The 16,760-nt window shown below is 67.3% G+C and carries 15 protein-coding genes; 5 read left to right on the top strand and 10 right to left on the bottom strand.

Annotation, left to right across the window (positions count from 1 at the left end):
* Positions 1–258 precede the first annotated feature (258 nt).
* The gene (locus ACU6XJ_RS23520; RefSeq protein ID WP_476318599.1) at positions 259–1,866 is read right to left on the bottom strand and encodes a peptide chain release factor 3; all 1,608 of its coding nucleotides are present in this window, start codon (positions 1,864–1,866) and stop codon (positions 259–261) included.
* Positions 1,867–2,160: 294 nt separating this feature from the next.
* Between ACU6XJ_RS23520 and ACU6XJ_RS23515 the strand changes: the two genes are divergently transcribed.
* Complete coding sequence (locus ACU6XJ_RS23515; RefSeq protein WP_476315719.1) at positions 2,161–2,811, top strand: hypothetical protein; 651 nt, start codon at positions 2,161–2,163, stop codon at positions 2,809–2,811.
* Here ACU6XJ_RS23515 and ACU6XJ_RS23510 read toward each other — a convergent pair.
* A complete protein-coding gene (locus ACU6XJ_RS23510) occupies positions 2,784–4,316 on the bottom strand; it encodes an NAD(P)-binding domain-containing protein (RefSeq protein ID WP_476315716.1) in 1,533 nt (510 codons plus the stop codon). The genes ACU6XJ_RS23515 and ACU6XJ_RS23510 overlap by 28 nt on opposite strands.
* A 73-nt stretch (positions 4,317–4,389) precedes the next feature.
* On the opposite strand from ACU6XJ_RS23510, the gene ACU6XJ_RS23505 reads away from it, so the two are divergent.
* Complete coding sequence (locus ACU6XJ_RS23505) at positions 4,390–5,502, top strand: carboxylate-amine ligase (RefSeq protein ID WP_476315714.1); 1,113 nt, start codon at positions 4,390–4,392, stop codon at positions 5,500–5,502.
* On the opposite strand, the gene ACU6XJ_RS23500 is transcribed toward ACU6XJ_RS23505, so the two are convergent.
* The 4 genes from ACU6XJ_RS23500 to ACU6XJ_RS23485 all read right to left on the bottom strand — a co-directional run bounded on the left by ACU6XJ_RS23500 (position 5,490) and on the right by ACU6XJ_RS23485 (position 10,339).
* A complete protein-coding gene (locus ACU6XJ_RS23500; RefSeq protein ID WP_476315711.1) occupies positions 5,490–5,972 on the bottom strand; it encodes a DUF2231 domain-containing protein in 483 nt (160 codons plus the stop codon). The genes ACU6XJ_RS23505 and ACU6XJ_RS23500 overlap by 13 nt on opposite strands.
* A gap of 9 nt (positions 5,973–5,981) precedes the next feature.
* Positions 5,982–6,950 (bottom strand): TIGR03557 family F420-dependent LLM class oxidoreductase, encoded by a 969-nt coding sequence (locus ACU6XJ_RS23495; RefSeq protein WP_476318597.1) that lies wholly within the window; start codon positions 6,948–6,950, stop codon positions 5,982–5,984.
* A gap of 46 nt (positions 6,951–6,996) precedes the next feature.
* A complete protein-coding gene (locus tag ACU6XJ_RS23490; protein WP_476315708.1) occupies positions 6,997–8,262 on the bottom strand; it encodes an MDR family MFS transporter in 1,266 nt (421 codons plus the stop codon).
* 595 nt (positions 8,263–8,857) lie between these two features.
* Entirely contained in the window at positions 8,858–10,339 is a 1,482-nt protein-coding gene (locus tag ACU6XJ_RS23485; RefSeq protein ID WP_476318595.1) for a serine/threonine-protein kinase, read from the bottom strand.
* Positions 10,340–10,798: 459 nt separating this feature from the next.
* On the opposite strand from ACU6XJ_RS23485, the gene ACU6XJ_RS23480 reads away from it, so the two are divergent.
* From ACU6XJ_RS23480 to ACU6XJ_RS23470, 3 genes are all read left to right on the top strand, one after another.
* Positions 10,799–11,767: a hypothetical protein gene (locus tag ACU6XJ_RS23480; protein ID WP_476315705.1), complete on the top strand. Its 969-nt coding sequence runs from the start codon at positions 10,799–10,801 to the stop codon at positions 11,765–11,767.
* Positions 11,768–11,812: 45 nt separating this feature from the next.
* Positions 11,813–12,217 (top strand): PPOX class F420-dependent oxidoreductase, encoded by a 405-nt coding sequence (locus tag ACU6XJ_RS23475; protein ID WP_476315702.1) that lies wholly within the window; start codon positions 11,813–11,815, stop codon positions 12,215–12,217.
* 114 nt (positions 12,218–12,331) lie between these two features.
* Positions 12,332–13,462 carry an AbrB family transcriptional regulator gene (locus tag ACU6XJ_RS23470; protein WP_476315699.1) on the top strand — a complete coding sequence of 377 codons (1,131 nt, stop codon included), beginning with the start codon at positions 12,332–12,334 and terminating at the stop codon, positions 13,460–13,462.
* Here ACU6XJ_RS23470 and ACU6XJ_RS23465 read toward each other — a convergent pair.
* The 4 genes from ACU6XJ_RS23465 to ACU6XJ_RS23450 all read right to left on the bottom strand — a co-directional run bounded on the left by ACU6XJ_RS23465 (position 13,426) and on the right by ACU6XJ_RS23450 (position 16,759).
* Entirely contained in the window at positions 13,426–14,193 is a 768-nt protein-coding gene (locus tag ACU6XJ_RS23465) for a hypothetical protein (protein ID WP_476315696.1), read from the bottom strand. The genes ACU6XJ_RS23470 and ACU6XJ_RS23465 overlap by 37 nt on opposite strands.
* A 279-nt stretch (positions 14,194–14,472) precedes the next feature.
* Positions 14,473–15,252: an ion channel gene (locus ACU6XJ_RS23460; RefSeq protein WP_476315693.1), complete on the bottom strand. Its 780-nt coding sequence runs from the start codon at positions 15,250–15,252 to the stop codon at positions 14,473–14,475.
* 80 nt (positions 15,253–15,332) lie between these two features.
* On the bottom strand, positions 15,333–15,617 hold the full coding sequence (locus ACU6XJ_RS23455; protein WP_476315690.1) for a ubiquitin-like small modifier protein 1: 285 nt from the start codon (positions 15,615–15,617) through the stop codon (positions 15,333–15,335).
* Positions 15,614–16,759, bottom strand: coding sequence for a WD40/YVTN/BNR-like repeat-containing protein (locus ACU6XJ_RS23450; RefSeq protein WP_476315687.1), 1,146 nt, complete (start codon positions 16,757–16,759; stop codon positions 15,614–15,616). The genes ACU6XJ_RS23455 and ACU6XJ_RS23450 overlap by 4 nt, the downstream gene beginning before the upstream one ends.
* Position 16,760: the final 1 nt, after the last annotated feature.

The raw sequence follows: 16,760 nt of genomic DNA, 5'->3' as shown, positions 1-16,760 counted from the left end.
ATACTGACAACGCAGCTCAGCGGGGTCGTGACACGCCCGACCGCGTGATCAAGCGTGTAACGTGGAGATCAACTACGCATTGCGGCAATTGATCACCAATACGCTTATGCGCGTTTCTACACAGATTTGTACACAGATTTGGCACGCACTCTGTTGAAAAGCAGATCACGGTGATCTCAAGAACGGCTTGAGGCATGCTGAACTCTTCAAGCGGCGTGCGGCAAACGGTTGCTCATGAGCGGTAAACGGCATGAAGATTCAGTCGGTCCCCGCGACGAGCGGTTCCAGCCTCAACTGCTCGTGCAGGCGCTGCACCACACCCATCGCGACACGGTCGTTGAACAGGGCCAGCCAGGCGCCGTCGGAGTTGCGCTGCATGACCTCGCCGCGGCCGCTGCGGTCGACCAGCGGGGCCTGTTCGGTGTCGGGCAGCCTGCGGACGATCTGGTACGGCAGCCGGTCGAGTCGGACGGCGGTGCCGAACTCGGATTCCAGCCGGTGGGCGGCCACCTCGAACTGCATCGGGCCGACGGCGGCGAACACCGGCGCCCCGTCGCCGCGGCGGTCCGAGCGCAGCACCTGCACCACGCCCTCCTGTTCCATCTGCGTGATGCCCTTGCGGAACTGCTTGGCCCGACCGAGGTCGACCGGGCGCACCACCGCGAAATGCTCGGGCGCGAAGCTGGGCAGGCCGGGGTATTCCACCGCGGGTTTGCCGGTGTAGAGCGTGTCGCCCACGCCGAGCGCGGCGGCGTTGACCAGGCCCACCACATCTCCGGGGTAGGCGATGTCGAGAGTGGCGCGGTCGCGGCCGAACACCTGCTGGGCGTACTTGGTGGCGAAGGGTCGTCCGGTCTGGCCGTGGGTGACGACCATGCCGCGTTCGAACTTCCCCGAGCACACCCGGACGAAGGCCAGCCGGTCGCGGTGGGCCTTGTCCATGCCGGTCTGCACCTTGAACACGAACCCGGAGAACGGCGCCTCCAGGTCGCGTTCCGAGCCCGCCGCATCGGATCGCGGGGTCGGGCGTGGCGCAAGTGCGACAAGGGTGTCGAGCAATTGGCGGACCCCGAGGTTCAACACACCCGCGCCGAAGAGCACCGGGGTGGCCTTGGCGGCCAGGAACGCGCCGAGGTCGAAGTCGCCGCCCATCTCGCCGACGAGTTCGGCCTCCTCGCAGGCCCGCTGCCAATCGGCGGTGAGTTCGGCGGGGACCTGGTCGGCAGGGATGCGCTCCTCCTCGGCGACGGTGGCGCCGCCGGTGGTCCGGTGAAAGCGCAGGAAGTCGCCGCTGGCGCGCTCCAGCACGCCGTGGAACTCGCCTGCGACGCCGACCGGCCAGGTCAGCGGCATGGGCTGGAGGCCGATGCGCTCGGTGATCTCGTCACACAGCGCCAGCGGCTCCTGGCCGGGGCGGTCCCACTTGTTGATGAAGGTGATCACCGGGATGCCGCGGTGGCGGCAGACGTCGAACAGCTTCAGCGTCTGCGGCTCAAGACCCTTGGCGGCATCGAGCAGCATGACGGCCGAGTCGACCGCGGCGAGCACGCGATAGGTGTCCTCGGAGAAGTCGGCGTGGCCGGGCGTGTCCAGCAGGTTGATCACACTGTCCTGGTAGCCGAACTGTAGGGCCGCGGAGGTGATGGAGATGCCGCGGGCCTGCTCCATTTCCAGCCAGTCGGAGACCACGCCCTTGCGGCCCGCCTTGCCGTGCACCGCGCCCGCCTCGGCGATCACCCGTGCGTGCAGGGCCAGCGCCTCGGTGAGCGTCGACTTGCCCGCGTCAGGGTGGCTGATCACAGCGAAGGTCCGTCGCCGACCGGCCTCGGTGAGCACCTCTGCCGGATTTGCTTCCGCCGTTGTGATGGTCCGCTCCTGCCTCGATTGCCCGGCTCCGCCTCAAAGTCCAGTGTGGACGGCGGGTCGCGCGGTGAAGCGACGGCCGGTGACCGGCCAATCCTACCTCTTACCGTGCGGGTACTTCCCGGTGTACGGCACGTGAACAGACCCGCCGGTGTTTCGCAGATCACGTCCACTTTCCCGTGTGATCAGTCACAGGCCCAGGTCAGAGCGTTGCAACGTGATCACCCGCCTCGTTACGGAGGTTAGGTTGAGCGACACGATCCGATGAGCGCCTGCGAGTGAACCAGGGAGCGTTGAGTGACAATCGTCGTGAACCCCAGTCCCCCCGCCGAGCGTGGGGCCTCCCGGCTGAGCAGATTGGCGGCCGCGGCCTCCAGCGCAGCCGGTGGACGTGGTTCGGTGGCGGTGGTGCGTGGTTTCGGCCGCAACTGGCGCCAGCAGGCCAAGACATTGCGCAGCACCTTGCACGATCAGGGCGTCGGCGCGGTCGAGGTCACCCCGATGACCGCGGGCGGTCTCCCGGATGTCTCCGCCGTGGTGGACCTGGCGGGCTCGGGCTCCCCCGACGCGCACCGGCTCGCCGCGCGTCTAGGGGTGCCGATCATCGCGCTGGGCACGCAGACCACCGAGCAGCACCATGACGTGATCGGCCTGCGCATGGGTCGTGGCCAGGACATCGCCTTCGACCGGGTCACCCTGGTTCCGGACGGCCCCGGGGTGCTGCTGCTGTCCTGGGACGGCGGTCAGGCCGACGTCGGCGAGTTGTCGGTGACCCTGCACGAAGGTCGGCTGCAGGCCGGCTCGCTGATGTGCGACTACCTGCGGGTGGAGCGGGTCAGCGGCCAGTTCCGGGTTCTGCGTGACGGGATGCCGGTGTCGGAGTTGGACGGCGCTCTCGAACTCAGCGCCGAACCTCGGCACTACCCGGTGCTGCTGATCGGCGCCTGAGCTTCAAGGAACTCGCGCAGCGGCCCGATGTGCCGGTCCTGTCGGTCCCACCTGGCCAGCAGATCCTCCAGCAGGTGCCGTTCCGCGATCGGCTGTCCGCGCCGGTAGGCCCTGATCACGGGGTGAATGAACGCGCTCTCGGCGGCACGTCCCGGTTCGGGGTGCCGCCGGATGGCGAACACGTCCGGGTGCTCGGCTCTCCCCCACCGCAGCGCGACGGTCAGCAGCAGTTCGGCGTCGGCGAAGCGGGCGAGCGCGTAGTCCTCCGGCAGGTCCTCGTACCGCTCGGGGTGGCCCGCCTCCCAGCGGATGGCGTCGCAGAGGTATTCGAACTGGGTCCACAGCGCCGAACTGTGGTTGACGCGCTCGAGGATGGATTCGGCCAGGCCTTCAGGGTCGGCGGGTAGCGGTTCAGGGCGCAGCGGGGTGTTCTCATAGCGCTCGAGGAGCAGCCGGGACAGGGTGCGCAGGTTGTAGCGGAAGCCGTCGATGAACGCCGAGGACGCCCGCTTGTGGTCGCGCGACTGCGCCAGCGTGCCTGCGAAGTACATTCCGTCCACTGTGGACTGCCAGTCCGGGCCGAGCGCGGGAATGCGGCTGCACGGCAGCACCATCCCCGGTCGAATGTCCCGGTCGAAGATCGAGGTGTCCATGCGGAAGCCGGTGCAGCGCAGCACCGCGTCATAGTCGAGTTCCTCGCGTTCCCCGTCGGCGTGGGTGTAGGTGATCGACACCCGGTAGCCGTCGCCGTCAGGGCGGATCTCGTCGATCACGCAGTCCAGCACCGAGTGCAGCGTCTTGAACTGGTAGCTGTCCAGCAGGGCACCGTACATGCCGCGCACGTCGCCGGGATGTTTGGTGTTCCAAGCCAGGCGCAGCGGGCGCGGACTGGCGAGGTGGATCATCGCGGCGTGCCCGAGCATCGCGTGTGCCGTCTCGAACGCCGAGTTCCCCTTGCCGATGACCAGCACCTTCTTTCCGCGGTACCGCTCGGGATCGGTGTGGAGGTCCTCGTAGCCGACGGCATGTTCGATGCCCTTGATCGGCGGGACGTAGGGCTGCTGCCAGCCGGTCGCGATCACCACGCAGTCGGCCCGGTACCGATCACCGGTGGTCTCCACCTCGAAACCGCGCCGGATCGCGGTGACCCGTTGGCCGAACCGCACGGGCAGGTCATGTGCGCGGTGGAAGTCCTCGAGGTAGCGCAACAGATCGTCGACGTGCGGGAAGTACTCCCGGCTGTAGTGCGGGAAAAGCAGGTCCGCGCGGTGGTTGAGCAGCGAGTTCCAATCCCAGCGCAGGCGGATCTCCGGGTCGTCGCTGTCGACGTGCACTTTGTTCAGCGAGATCAGTCTGCGGTGGCGGGGGAAGTGTCGGAGGAACGCGCCGACCGCCGGTTCGCCTTCGAGCACAACGTGATCGGCGCCCGCCTGGGAGAGGAAGTAGGACAGCTGCAGACCCGCGGGCCCCGCCCCGACAATCACGATCTTGCGGCGCCTGTCCATAGTCACAGAATGTATTGCTACGCTCACCCTTCGACAAGCCACAATCCGGCAAACCGCCCAGGTGGGAGCAAAGGTGAACGAGTATCGCGGTGCGCCGCCAACGTTCGGGGTCGAGGAGGAGTACCTCCTGGTCGATCCGGACAGCCGAGCCGCAGCGCCGCGATCGGCTGCCGTGCTGCGGCGGGTGGCGCCCGTGCTTGGCGACCTGGCGACCATGGAGCTGACCCAGTACCAGGTGGAGGGCCGCACACCGGTCTGCACGAAGCTGCCCGAACTGGCCGCTGAACTCGACCGGCTGCGCTCGGCGTTCGCGGCCGCGGCCCAGGCGGAGGGCGTGGCGTTGATTGCCGCGGGCAGCCCGCCGCTCGGCGAGATGACGCCGACCCCGATCACCGACCACCCCCGCTACGAGCTGGGCAACGCCGCCTACCGGTCGCTGCACGACGAGCAGGCCGTCTGCGCCGTGCATGTCCATGTCGGCGTGCCTGATCGCGAGCTGGCCGTCGGCGTGTGCAACCACCTGCGGCTGTGGCTGGCGCCGTTGCTGTCGCTGACGGTGAACTCTCCGTTCTGGGCGGGTCGGGACACCGGATTCGCGAGTTGGCGGTCGCTGGTGTGGGGGCGCTGGCCGGTAGCGGACACCCCGCCGTACTTCGGCTCGGCCCGCGAGTACGACCGAGTGCTCGGCGAGCTGAAGCGCAGCGGCGCGATGGTGGACGTGGCGACCGCCTTCTGGAACCTGCGTCCCTCGCACCACCTGCCGACGGTGGAGCTGCGGGTGTGTGATCAGCCGACGAACGTGCTGGACAGCCAGCTGGTGGCGGTGCTGGCCAGGGCGGCGGTGATGACCGCGTTGGCCAGGTTGGACGCGGGTAGGGCGGCGCCGGAGTCTTCCGCCGCGCTGTTGCGCGCCGCCCGCTGGCTGGCGGCCAGGGACGGGCTGACAGGGCAGGGCTTCGACGTGCACACCCGTGAGCCCGTTTCGGCGCGGGTCTTGGTAGAGCGCCTGGTGGAGTGGGTGGAACCGGCGCTGCGGCATACCGGTGAGCTGGACTTCGTCACCGACCGACTGGACGTCCTGCTGTCGGCGGGCGACGGCGCGAGCAGGCAGCGGGCAGTGGCGTCAACCGACGGCGGCCTCTACGCCGCCGTCGACGACCTCATCGAGCGTACTCAACGGGCGTAGGAACCCACCGAGGGCGGCGCGTCGGGCCCGGCGTTGCGGTGCACGCCGACACCGAGGCGTTCGACCAGCTCACCGCCCAGCCAACCCCCGACACCCGCGAGCCCCAGACCGACCAGCGCCAGCACGAACGCCGCGGTGCCCGGACGCCAGTTGGGTTCGCCGTAGCGCAGCAGGAAGCTGATCGCGAACAGCACCATCACCAGCGCGTTGGTCAGACCGTGCAGCATCCCGACTCGGCGGGCACGCGTTCCCGGCTGGATGGCCAACCAATCGAGCAGCCCGAAGATCCCCGCGACCACACCGCCGATCAGGCCCGCGCCGATGGTGTAGGCCGCGGTGATCGCGAACTGGTCGCCGCCGACGGTGAAGTGCAGGACGTCGAAGACGACGCCGGTGGTCAACAGGCCGAGCGGGAACACGATGAGCATCGGATGGATGGAGTGCCCCGCGAAACGGATGTTGTCCTGCATGGTGTCCTCCTAGCCGAGCTTGTCGCGCAGCGCCTGCAGGAGTTCCTTCTCCGCGAAGTGCAGGAAGTCCTCCTGGGTGTCCCCGCCGATCTGCACCACGGCCACGTCGGTGAACCCGGCCTTGGTGAACTCCCCCACCGCGTCCACGATCTTGTCCACGTCGGGACCGCACGGGATGCTGTCGGCGACGTCGTCCTTGGTGACGAACTGGGTGGCGTCGTTGAAGGCCCGCGGACCCGGCAGTTCGGCGTTGACCTTCCAGCCGCCGCCGAACCAGCGGAACTGGGCGTGCGCCCGATCGATCGCGGCGTCTCGGTCCGGTCCCCAGGAGATCGGCAGCTGTCCGATCTTGCGGCTGCCGCCGTTCGTGACGCCCTCCCAGCTCTCGCAGAGCTCCTTCTTGGGCTCCACGGCGATCATCGCATCCGACACCGGTCCGAACAGCTCGATGCTCTGATCGCCGGACACCGCCGTGCCGATGGGCACCCGCCGGTCGGGCAGGTCCCAGAGCTTGGCCGAGTCCACCCGGTAGTGCAGCCCGCTGTAGTTGACGTACCCACCGTCGAACAGCCGCGAGATGATCTCGATGGCCTCGGTGAGCATCTCGTGCCGCACATTCACCGGCGGCCAGCCGCGGCCGATGACGTGCTCGTTGAGGTTCTCCCCCGAACCGAGCCCGAGCAGGAACCGGCCATCGGCGAGCAGCTGCACCGTCGCGGCCTGCTGCGCGACCACCACCGGGTGGTACCTCATGATCGGGCAGGTCACGTAGGTCATGAGCTCCATCGACTGGGTCTGGTGGGCGACCGCGCCCATCGTCACCCAGGCGTTGGGCGCGTGGCCCTGCTCGGCCAGCCAGGGGCTGTAGTGGTCGCTCATCACCGCGAAGTCGAACCCCGCCTGCTCGGCGGCGACCGCGTCCCGGACCAGCTGGGACGGCCCAGCCTGCTCTGTCATCAGCGTGTACCCGAAACCCACCATGCGTTTCACGTTCGCACAGCGCAGGCGCTGTCGCAGTCTGGAGTTAAGCGGTTACCCGTCTCGGACGAACCAGGAGGAAACCGGCGGCGGTGACGAGTCCGAGCACCGCGCACAGCAGCCACAGCACCGGCCCGCCGAGCTCCTGGTACACGAGGCTGCCCAGCAGCGGAGCGAGGAACCAGCCCGCACCCCACGCCGCCGCGAACATGCCTTGGTACCGCCCCCGCATGGCGGTCGGCGCGACCTCGCTGACCAATGCGTTGGACGCCGGAGCGTGCAGCATCTCCCCCACCGTCCAGATCAGGATGCAGACCGCGAACAGCCCGATGCCGTCGGCCCAGGCCGTCAGGCCGAATCCGATGGCGGTCAGCACCGCGCCCAAGGCCAACACGCGCGAGTTGTCGCGGCGTTCGACGGCCGCGCTGAGCGGGATCTGGAACAGCGTTATGGCGATCCCGTTCACGGCGACGACGAGCCCGTACTGGGTCGGCGTGAGCCCAGTGTCGATCATCGCCAGCGGTAGCGCGACCACGTGCTGCATGAAGACGAACGCGGTGATGAGCACCATCACGCTGAAGAACATGAAGCGCCCGTCCCGCAGCACAACGCCCATGCCCGGCTGTGGCGCGGTCACCCCGGTGAGGTCGATCTTGATCTCGGGCCGCGTCTCGCGCAGCTTGACCAGCACCACGCCTGCGGCCAGCAGCGTTGCCGCCGCGTCACCGAGGAACAGCCACAGGTAGCCGTGCTCGACCACCAGGCCCGCCACAATGGCGGCGCTGGCAAATCCCAGGTTGATCGCCCAGTAGTTGAGCGAGAAGGCACGCACCCTGTCCTTGGGGGCGACCACGTCGGCGATCATCGCGGAGGCCGCGGGCCGGTGCAGCCCGCCGCAGAACCCGGTGAGCCCGGCCATCACCGCGACGATGACCTGCCCGGTGCCGAACCCCAGCACGACCATGCAGCCCGCGGTGCTCAGGTGGGCGAGCATCAACGTGAACTTCCGCCCGACCCGGTCGGCCAGAATGCCCCCGACGATCGGCGCGATCGCACCGCCCAGCCCGAACAACGTGGCCACCAGCCCGGCGTAGGCGATGGAGTAGCCACGGACGCTGGTGAGGTAGAGCGCCAGGAACGGCATGACGAAGCCGCCCAGCCGGTTGACCAGCGTCCCCAGCCACAGCCACCAGAACGCGCTGGGCAACCCACCCACACTGGCCGCCACCGCCCCCGATAACCGCCCCTTGCGAACAACACTCTCGGCGCTGTCCACAGTGGTCACCGTCAGCCCGGCCTGCTCCTCTGACACCCCAACCCCCCAGTCGCTTTGCCTGCAATGAGTACCAACTGGAGGCGAGGAAGCGCTATTCCTTTTCGACCTCACCCAGTCGGGCAAGCACGCAGCAACCGAGGCGGCCACCAACCTAGCCCGGAAATCAGTGCATTCTGCAACCAGCCGCCACACCCAGCTCCCCGACCAGACGAGGACCACACCTACCCGGAAGACCCCTCAACCGGTGATCAGTATTGGCGGGATCCGCATTTCAAACTCACCAAATTGCCTGCCGTCATCACAGCCTCGCCGACCTCCGGAAGACACCCCCCGCCCTCCCAGGGGGCTCAGCCCTTCTCGAGCCTATCGGTCGGCAGTTGGGGCCAAAAGCCGCAAATCTGGAGCTGTGGACAAGCGGGGCGGTTGGGGATAACACGCCGCGAACCTGCCTTGCAGGGATCATTCCCGCGAGCAACTGTGATATAGAGAGATCCGGCGTAGCAGGCCATGTTTCCGACTGCTACGTGGGTAAGGGCGGGCTTATCTAAGCTAGCGCACAGGCGAATGATGGATAGGGGGCACGTGGTCACCAGACCCCTATCCATCATGGGCACTCCAGCGACACGCGCCGCTACTTCCCGCCAGAATTGATGTAAAAGCGGCCGCTGATCTGGCTGATGTTTAGGGTTCGACGTTGACCAGGGTTCGGGCCACCGAGGACGTTGATACCCATGTTGACAGAACCGTCTGCATTGTTTCTCCGGCTGTCTACCTCAGCATTCTGCGGATAGACTCCGGGGTACGGTGTCCAATAATCCACGAATGCTTGGAAATTACCAAATTCCGCTTTCCCGGAATCCGATAACATGTCCCACGCTGCCTGGGGGTTCTTGGCGACGGCGCCATAATAATCCACGGCGAAAAGGCCTGCCGGACCCCAGTCGACCTGAACACCGCCTGCCTGAGGTTTCGGGGTCGTCGTGCTGGGCGCAGGAGCGACCGGCGTCGGCTGCTGGGAGGGGCTGCTGCTCGTGCTGGTCGAGTTGCCGGGCAGAGCGTTTTGCTTGGGGTCTTCGCCGCCGTTGCCGCCGCTGGGAAGATTCATGGCCGCTACCGCTACCACGGCGCAGGTGCCGACCAGGGCCGAGCCGATGATGGCGTTGCGCTTCTGGCGTGGGGTGAGGGGCTTGCGCGGGGGCTTTGGGGCGGCGGCGATGGTCGGGGGCTTGGCGCCTGCGGGGGCGGCCGTGAGCGTGGGTGGGTTGGGTGCCTTGGGGGTCTGCTTGCGGGCCGAGCCGACCGGGATCGGGCGCGACAGGCGTGGGGTGGGCTTGCCTGCGGCGATCTCCGCCATGGCGTCGCTGGCCCACTGCATGCTGGGGCGCTTGGAGGGCTCCGCCTGGAGCAGGGTGATCAGCAACCCGCTCATCGGGCCCGCCTGGGTGGGCGGGGTGATCTGGCCCGCGGCCACGGTGTGCAGGAGCGCCAGCGGGTTGGACGACATGCCGAACGGGGGCTGGCCCTCGACGGCGTCGTAGAGGGTGGAGCCAAGGGAGAAGACGTCGGACGCCGGGGTCGGGTCGTGGCCCCTGGCGATTTCGGGGGCCAGGTATGCCGGGGTGCCTGCGAGCATGCCGGTTTGCGTCACGGTGACGTCGCCGACGGCGCGGGAGATGCCGAAATCGGTGATCTTGGCGGTGCCGTGGTCGTCCAAAAGGATGTTGCCGGGCTTGATGTCTCGGTGGACGATGCCCGCCGCGTGGGCGGCGGCGAGGGCGCCTGCGACCTGGCTGCCCAGGGAGGCGATCTGCTGGATCGTCATCGTCGTGTCGCTGGCCATCACCTGGGCCAGGCTGCGCGATGGGAGGTACTCCATGATCAGTACCGGCTCGCCGTTGTTCTGCACCACGTCGAACACGGCGATGGCGTTGGTGTGCTGGAGGCGGGCGGCGATGCGGCCCTCGCGCATGGCGCGGCGGCGGGCCTCGTCGGCGTCCTGGTCGGACAGCCCTGGTTGCAGCAGTAGCTGCTTGAGGGCGACCTGGCGGTCCAGCCGTTCGTCATGGGCCCGCCAGACGATGCCCATCGACCCGCTGCCGATGCGTTCCTGCAGCCGGTAGCGTCCCGCGATCAGGTGATCTTTGTCGATGGCCGATTACCCCTTGTTACCCAAAGACGTGGATTTGTGGGTCCACGTGCAGACAGCTACACCCTAACGGACTGACCGGATCAGGTGTCGGAGCGACTTGCCGCCGAGTCTTCAAGGCGTGACACATTCAACGGCAAAGTCGACATAGTTCCCGCCAAACGGACGCCGGGATTGCCCTAGAGTAGCGAGTCGGAGACCCAAGCTCGCGTAGGCACGAAGGGGCACCGGATGGCCGGGCATCAGGCGGCGAGTGGCGACCGCACCGGTCGACTCGCTACCCGGCTGCGATCCGTTGGAACCCTCAATGACACGCTCGAACAGCGGCTGGGAAGCCTGGAATGCCTGCTCAGGGACGGTGTGGCGCTTCCACCGGTCACATTCGAAAGCCTGAAACTGGACGTTCCGCCCAACGCTTCCGCGCCGGTGACTTTGAGTGACGGAGACCAGCCTGGGCTGACCGAGCGTGAACGGATCGCGCTGCACAACGACGACGTGGAGATGCACCGCGTCGGGTTCAAGCACGGCCAGGTGGACTCGGTCGAATGGTTCGTGCAGCGGCTCCTGGACCCCGGCCGGTATCCCGAGGACACGCTCCAAGTGCGGGGCAGCCGCTACTCCACGATCGAGCGCAGGCTGGTCATCGATCTGGACCTGCCGTCGCGCTCCGTGATTCCCGCTCGTCGCTACCATTACGACGCGTTGACCGACACCATGACCGCGCTGCCGCGGCCGGAACGTGAGGTTCGGCGCCGGTACGCCGACCTGGTGTCGCAGCTTCTGCTGCGCGTGATGCACGAGACATTCACCGTGCGCCCGCCGACGGTGTTCGACGTGGTCGCGATCAAGACATGGCGCGATGAGGACGGTGCCACCGGTCCCGCCTTCGCCATCCAGGTCCACCGGGAGTCCTTCGAACGGCTCGCGCTGACCCGCGACGACGCCGGTGACCTACTGCGCAGCCTCCAGCAGCCCTCGGCACCCGCGTTCTGGACCGAGCCGGTGGACGACTCCCCGGATGAGGATCCCGAACCGGTCGTCGTCGATGAACCGTCCCCCGCCGAAGAGGACGAGGAGCTGGCCGAGTACCAGATCACGGGGCAGATCCTGCTGCCGATCGTGGAACCCGGTTACGACTGGTTCAGCGAGCGAATGGCCAAGGAGTCCGCGGCCGCGGTGGAAGAACCCGCTGTGAGCCAGAACCAAGCCGAGCCGGAGCCGGTCGTGAGCGAACCCGTGCACCGCGCGGCGGGCAGGCAGGTCGGGGACGCCTTTCAGCTGCGGCCACGGCGGGTGCGGCTGGAGCAGCAACTGCGCATGCTTCGGGAACGCGAGCAGCAGCGCGAGGACGCCGAGGACTCCTCCGTTTCCGGCAGGCTTCCCTACGGCGCCTGATCAGGTCATTGACCTCAGCCTTGGTCGAGGTCGCAGACTGATCTCATGACTTTCACCGAGGCAGAGCGCAAATACCTCAGGAGCCAGCACCTGGGTCGCATCGCGACGCTGTCCGCCGAGGGCACGCTGCAGAACAGCCCGGTCGTGTTCCGGCACAACGCGACGCTGGGCACGATCGACGTCGGTGGTCTCGACATGGGCGGCACCAAGAAGTTCCGCAACGTCGCCGCCAACGGCAAGGTCGCCTTTGTCGTTGACGACCTCGCCTCGGTCGATCCGTGGGTGGTTCGCGGGATCGAGATTCGTGGCCACGCGGAAGCGCTCACCGATCAGGAGCCGCCGATGCGCGGTTTCAGCAGGGAGATCATCCGGATTCACCCCGCACGGATCTTCAGCTGGGGCATCGATCCGGGCACGACCGGAATGCAGGTCCGTTCCGTGGAGGAATAGCCACTCAACGGACAAATTTGTCGAAGGCTAAAACACTGTATAACCAGATATTTGCCGAGATAGTTTCGTAATCTTCCGCTCCGGGTGGCGCGCCCCAGTTCTCGGAGGTGCGCCATGCTGTCTCGACCTGCCGGATTCGCTGCCGCGGTCCCCCACCGAAGCCCGGCATTCGACGCTATCGGATGGTCGGCCCTGCTCGCGGTCTGCCTGCTGGCGGGCACTCAGGCCGAGAGGGCAGGTGTGCCTGCCGCGACGCTGCTACTCCCGATGTTGTCGGGCTGTGTGCTCGGGCTCGGCGGTCTGCTGCGCAACAGTTTTCCCCGCGCCGCCACTCGCGCCGCCCGCGGGGTCGTCGGCGTTGCGATCGACGCGAGCTTCATACCCGCGCATCTTGTCGCGATGGAAGCGAACGCCCTCTCGCTGTTCCTGGTCACCCTGGCCACCGTCGGCCTGTGCCTGGGATTCGCGTACCTGCTGGCCCGCGGGGGTGTGCTTAACCTGCCGGAGGCGATCTTGAGCACCATGCCCGGCGGCGTCGTGGCGGCGCTGAGCTCGGCCACCGGCCTCCGCGCCGATGTCCGCACGGTGGCCTTCGCCCAGACCCAGCGGATGATCCTGGTCGCGCTGAGTACCCCGGTGGTGATCGCCCTGCTCGCGGCGCCGCCCGCGGCGGACACGGCTGGCTCGCCCGCCGTCGGCCTGATGCTTGTCGCCGCCGACAACCAACTCTTAGGCCTGTTGGCGCTGGTCGCCGTCTGCGTACTCGGACATGGACTGGGCAACCGGATTCGCCTGCCGGTGCCCGCCCTGCTCGGACCCATGGTCCTCACCGTGCTTCTGACGTCGACCGGCAGCACCGGGCTCTTCGCGCCGGAGTCCCTGCTGCGAGACCTGGTGTTCAAGGTCATCGGACTGGAGGCCGGGCTCCGGTGCACCAGAGACAGCGTCCGCGATGTCGGCCGTGCGCTTCCCGTGCTGCTGACGGGAACCGTTGCGCTGTGCGTGGCCATCGCCGGTCTCGCCGCGCTGACCACCGTGGTGGCGGAGATCCGGTTCCTGGACGCCTATCTGGCCACCACTCCGGGCGGCGTGAGCGTCGTGTTGCCGACGGCGGCGGGCACCGACTGCGATCTCACCCTGGTCACCACGGGTACAGACGGCACGCCTGCTGCTGCTCAGCCTACTCGTCCCGCCGGCCGTGCGGTGGATCAGCGGTCGGTCTTTCCGATATCGAAACAAACCTGATAGAAGCCACCGAATCTCGGCTTGTTGATCTCCCATCGAATGGTGTTGTCGGCAGGACGCAAGAAACAGTTTTCGATCGGGGTCTCCGGCTGATCGGGTGTCTCGCGAAGCAGCGTCGTCGATTCGTTGGTGATGTCCACGTCGTAGGCAAACGATACCGTCAGCACGCTCAGCCGGGTCGGCAGGACCATGTGCACGAACTCTTCGAATCGGCTGCCCGCAAGATAGCGTCGAAGGGAGTACGAAAAACACAACGTGTGTTCCCGTTGCGATACGAATGGCGTCAGGTCGACGAGAAAACCCATCAGCGAAAGGCTCTCCGAATCGCTGCGCAGGCGCCGGTACTCTTTGGTGATGCGGCCGCCCGTCACGGACTGCTGGAGCTCGCAGAAGATCCGGTCCAGGTCGTCGTCCGCGGCGGCCTCGACGTAGAGCTCCATCGTCGTCTGCGGCCGCGGTGCGGTGAGCACATAGGTCAGTTGCACCTCGCAGTCGCCGTTCGGGTTGGTGACCAGGTAGTCGCCCTGCCAGCGGACGAGGTCGAAGTCGGGGTTCGAGTACAGCTCGTCGAGGAGCGACCGGACGTTGCGCTGTGAGCTTGTCAGCCGCCGCTGAATGTCCCTGACCCCCTGCCGTTGCCGGTGGTTCAGCCGCAAAAGCCACCCGAACAACGGTAATGCCACCGCCAACGTCATCGATAACGCAGCCGTTTCACTGATGAACGATTCCACGATAATCCGCCATTACTGTCGGCATCTTTACTGCCCCGCGGGGCGCGTTTCAACCACCCCGCGGGGGTACAGATACGCACTGCTCACCCCTCGCGAGCAGGCGCCGAGAAATATTTCACAATCGCGAAATAATTTCTTGCAGGTCCTTTCATATTCTCGTCCTTGTCCAATCTGAACGTACCGAACTGCGCACACCGGCGGGACAACGGAGTGCACATCCTGAAGAACTCGGATAGGCGGCAAGCAACCTCGTTGCATAGCAAAGCAAATTTTCTGGTGCTAATCAGCGCTGTTCAAGCTATTGATTTCGGATCGCCGCGCGGTCGCGGCAGGGTCGAGCACGGCGAGTTCGGCTCGCAGTTGGGCAAGCTCATCACGCAGGGCGCGGATCTCCTCACGAGCCGCCTGTTCGACAGAGGCCTCGACCCCGGCGATCTGCTCCAGCAGCCAGGAGGCGATCACGCCGGTCACCACGGCGAGCAGGGCGATACCGCCGATCATCAAGGTGCCCGCGACCACCCTCCCCTCGACGGTCACGGGATAGCGGTCCCCGTAGCCGACGGTGCTGATCGTCGTCAGCGTCCACCAGAGGGCATCGCCGAAGGTGGTGATGGTGGCATCGGGGTCACGGCGTTCCGCGTCCAGCACCGCCAGCGAGGCCGCGAGCACCACCAGCACAGTCGCGCCGCCGACATAGACGCCGACCCTGCCGCGCAGGCTGTTGCCGCTCCGCTGGTTCAAGAACTTCAGGACGGCGAGCAGCCTCAGCACTCGCAGCGGGCGGAACATCGGCAGCACCACGAACAGCAGGTCGAACAGGTGCGTACAGACGAATCGACGTCGGTTCCGGGCAAGCGCCAGCCGGATGACGTAGTCAGCCGCGAAGGCCGCCCACACCACCCAGAGAAAGGCCTCGAGCCAGTACCGGAGCGCGGGGCCTGCGCCGGTGTCCAGCACCTGCCAGGCATAGGCGGCGAGGAACGCGACCGCCAGGAGGGTGAGAGGTATCGCAGTGCGTACCTCCCAGGCCCGCAGCTTCGGCTCAACCACATCCGACATCAGGTCATCGTGGGCACCGCCCGCTCGGGCGACCAGCACGTTTCGCCAACGACTCCGCTACGGCACGAGGCCTGGAGCGCTCAGCCGCCTGCCACCGACGGGATGATCTCGATCTCCGTCCCGTCGCCGATCTCCGTCTCCCCGCCCGCCAGGCGACGGCATTCCTCCCCGTCGATGTAGAAGTTCACGTACCTGCGCAGCACCCTGCGCTCGTCGCGGACTCGGCGTTCCAGCAGCGGAAACCGCTCGGCGAGCGAGTCCAGCACGGTGCTCAGCGTGGCCCCGGGGGCGATATCCACCGTGAGCCGCGCGTTGTCACCAGCCGCCGGACGCAGGACGCCGGGCAGCCGCACCGTGACCGTCATGACTGGTGCACCCCGACAGGCTGCTTCGCCCGCGGCAGGGTCAGCGCCGAATCCACCACGGCGGCGCGCACGCACAGCACGTCGGGCAGGTGGTCGACAATGCGCTGCCAGGTCTCGCCCTCGTCGTTGCTGGCGTACACCTCACCGGAACGGGAGCCGAAGTACACGCCCGCCGGTTCGGCGCTGTCCACGCACATCGCGTCCCGCAGGACCGCGGTGTAGAACCCCTCGTCGGGCAGACCCTTGCCCAGGGCGGTCCAGGTGCCGCCGCCGTCCTCGCTGCGGTAGACCCGGCAGCGACCGTCCGGCGGGAACCGGGCGGCGTCGGCGGCGATCGGGAAGTTGTAGATCACCTCGGGCCGATGCGGGTGCACCACCATCGCGAAGCCGAAGTCGCTTGGCAGGCCTTCGGCGATGGTCTGCCAGGACGCGCCCGCGTCGTCGCTGCGGTAGACGCCGTGGTGGTTCTGCAGGAAGAAGCGCTCAGGGCGGTCGGGGTGGCAGGCGATCTTGTGCACGCACTGGCCGAACTCGGGGAACTTGTCGGGCTGGAAGTAGGCCAGGATGCCCTTGTTGCCTGCCTGCCAGGTGGTTCCGCCGTCGTAGGTGCGGTACACCCCGCCGGTGGACATCGCGACGGTGACGTGGTTCGGATCGTCGGGGTCGGGGACGATGGTGTGCACGGCCATGCCGCCGAAGCCGGGGGTCCACTTGTCGCGGTGCGGATGGTCCCAGAGGCCGCGGACGAACTCGTAGGTGCGCCCGCCGTCGGTCGAGCGGAACAACGCGGAGGGCTCCACGCCCGCGTAGACGACGTCGGGCTGGTCAGCCGGTGCGGGCGTCAACTGCCAGACCCTGGTCAGCGCGGTGTCGGTGTCCTCGGGGAAGACCACGGGTGCGGAGTCCGGCTCCTCCCAGGTGGCACCGAGGTCGTCGCTGATCGCGACGCTGGGTCCGAAGTGCTCACTGGTCACGCCTGCCAGCAGGCGCACCGGATCGCGGCGGGTGTCGATGGCCAACGCGTAGACATCCGTCATGGACTGGTGCGGACCGCTGAGCTCCCAGGTGGACCTCCCGTCGCGGCTCAGCGCCAGCCACAGCCCCTTGCGGGTGCCGATCGCCAGCAGTACGGATTGGGTCATG

The sequence above is a fragment of the Actinorectispora metalli genome (genome assembly GCF_056323685.1).
The sequence above is the reverse complement of the archived record's forward strand: the minus strand, read 5'-3'. Positions and strand labels throughout refer to the sequence as shown.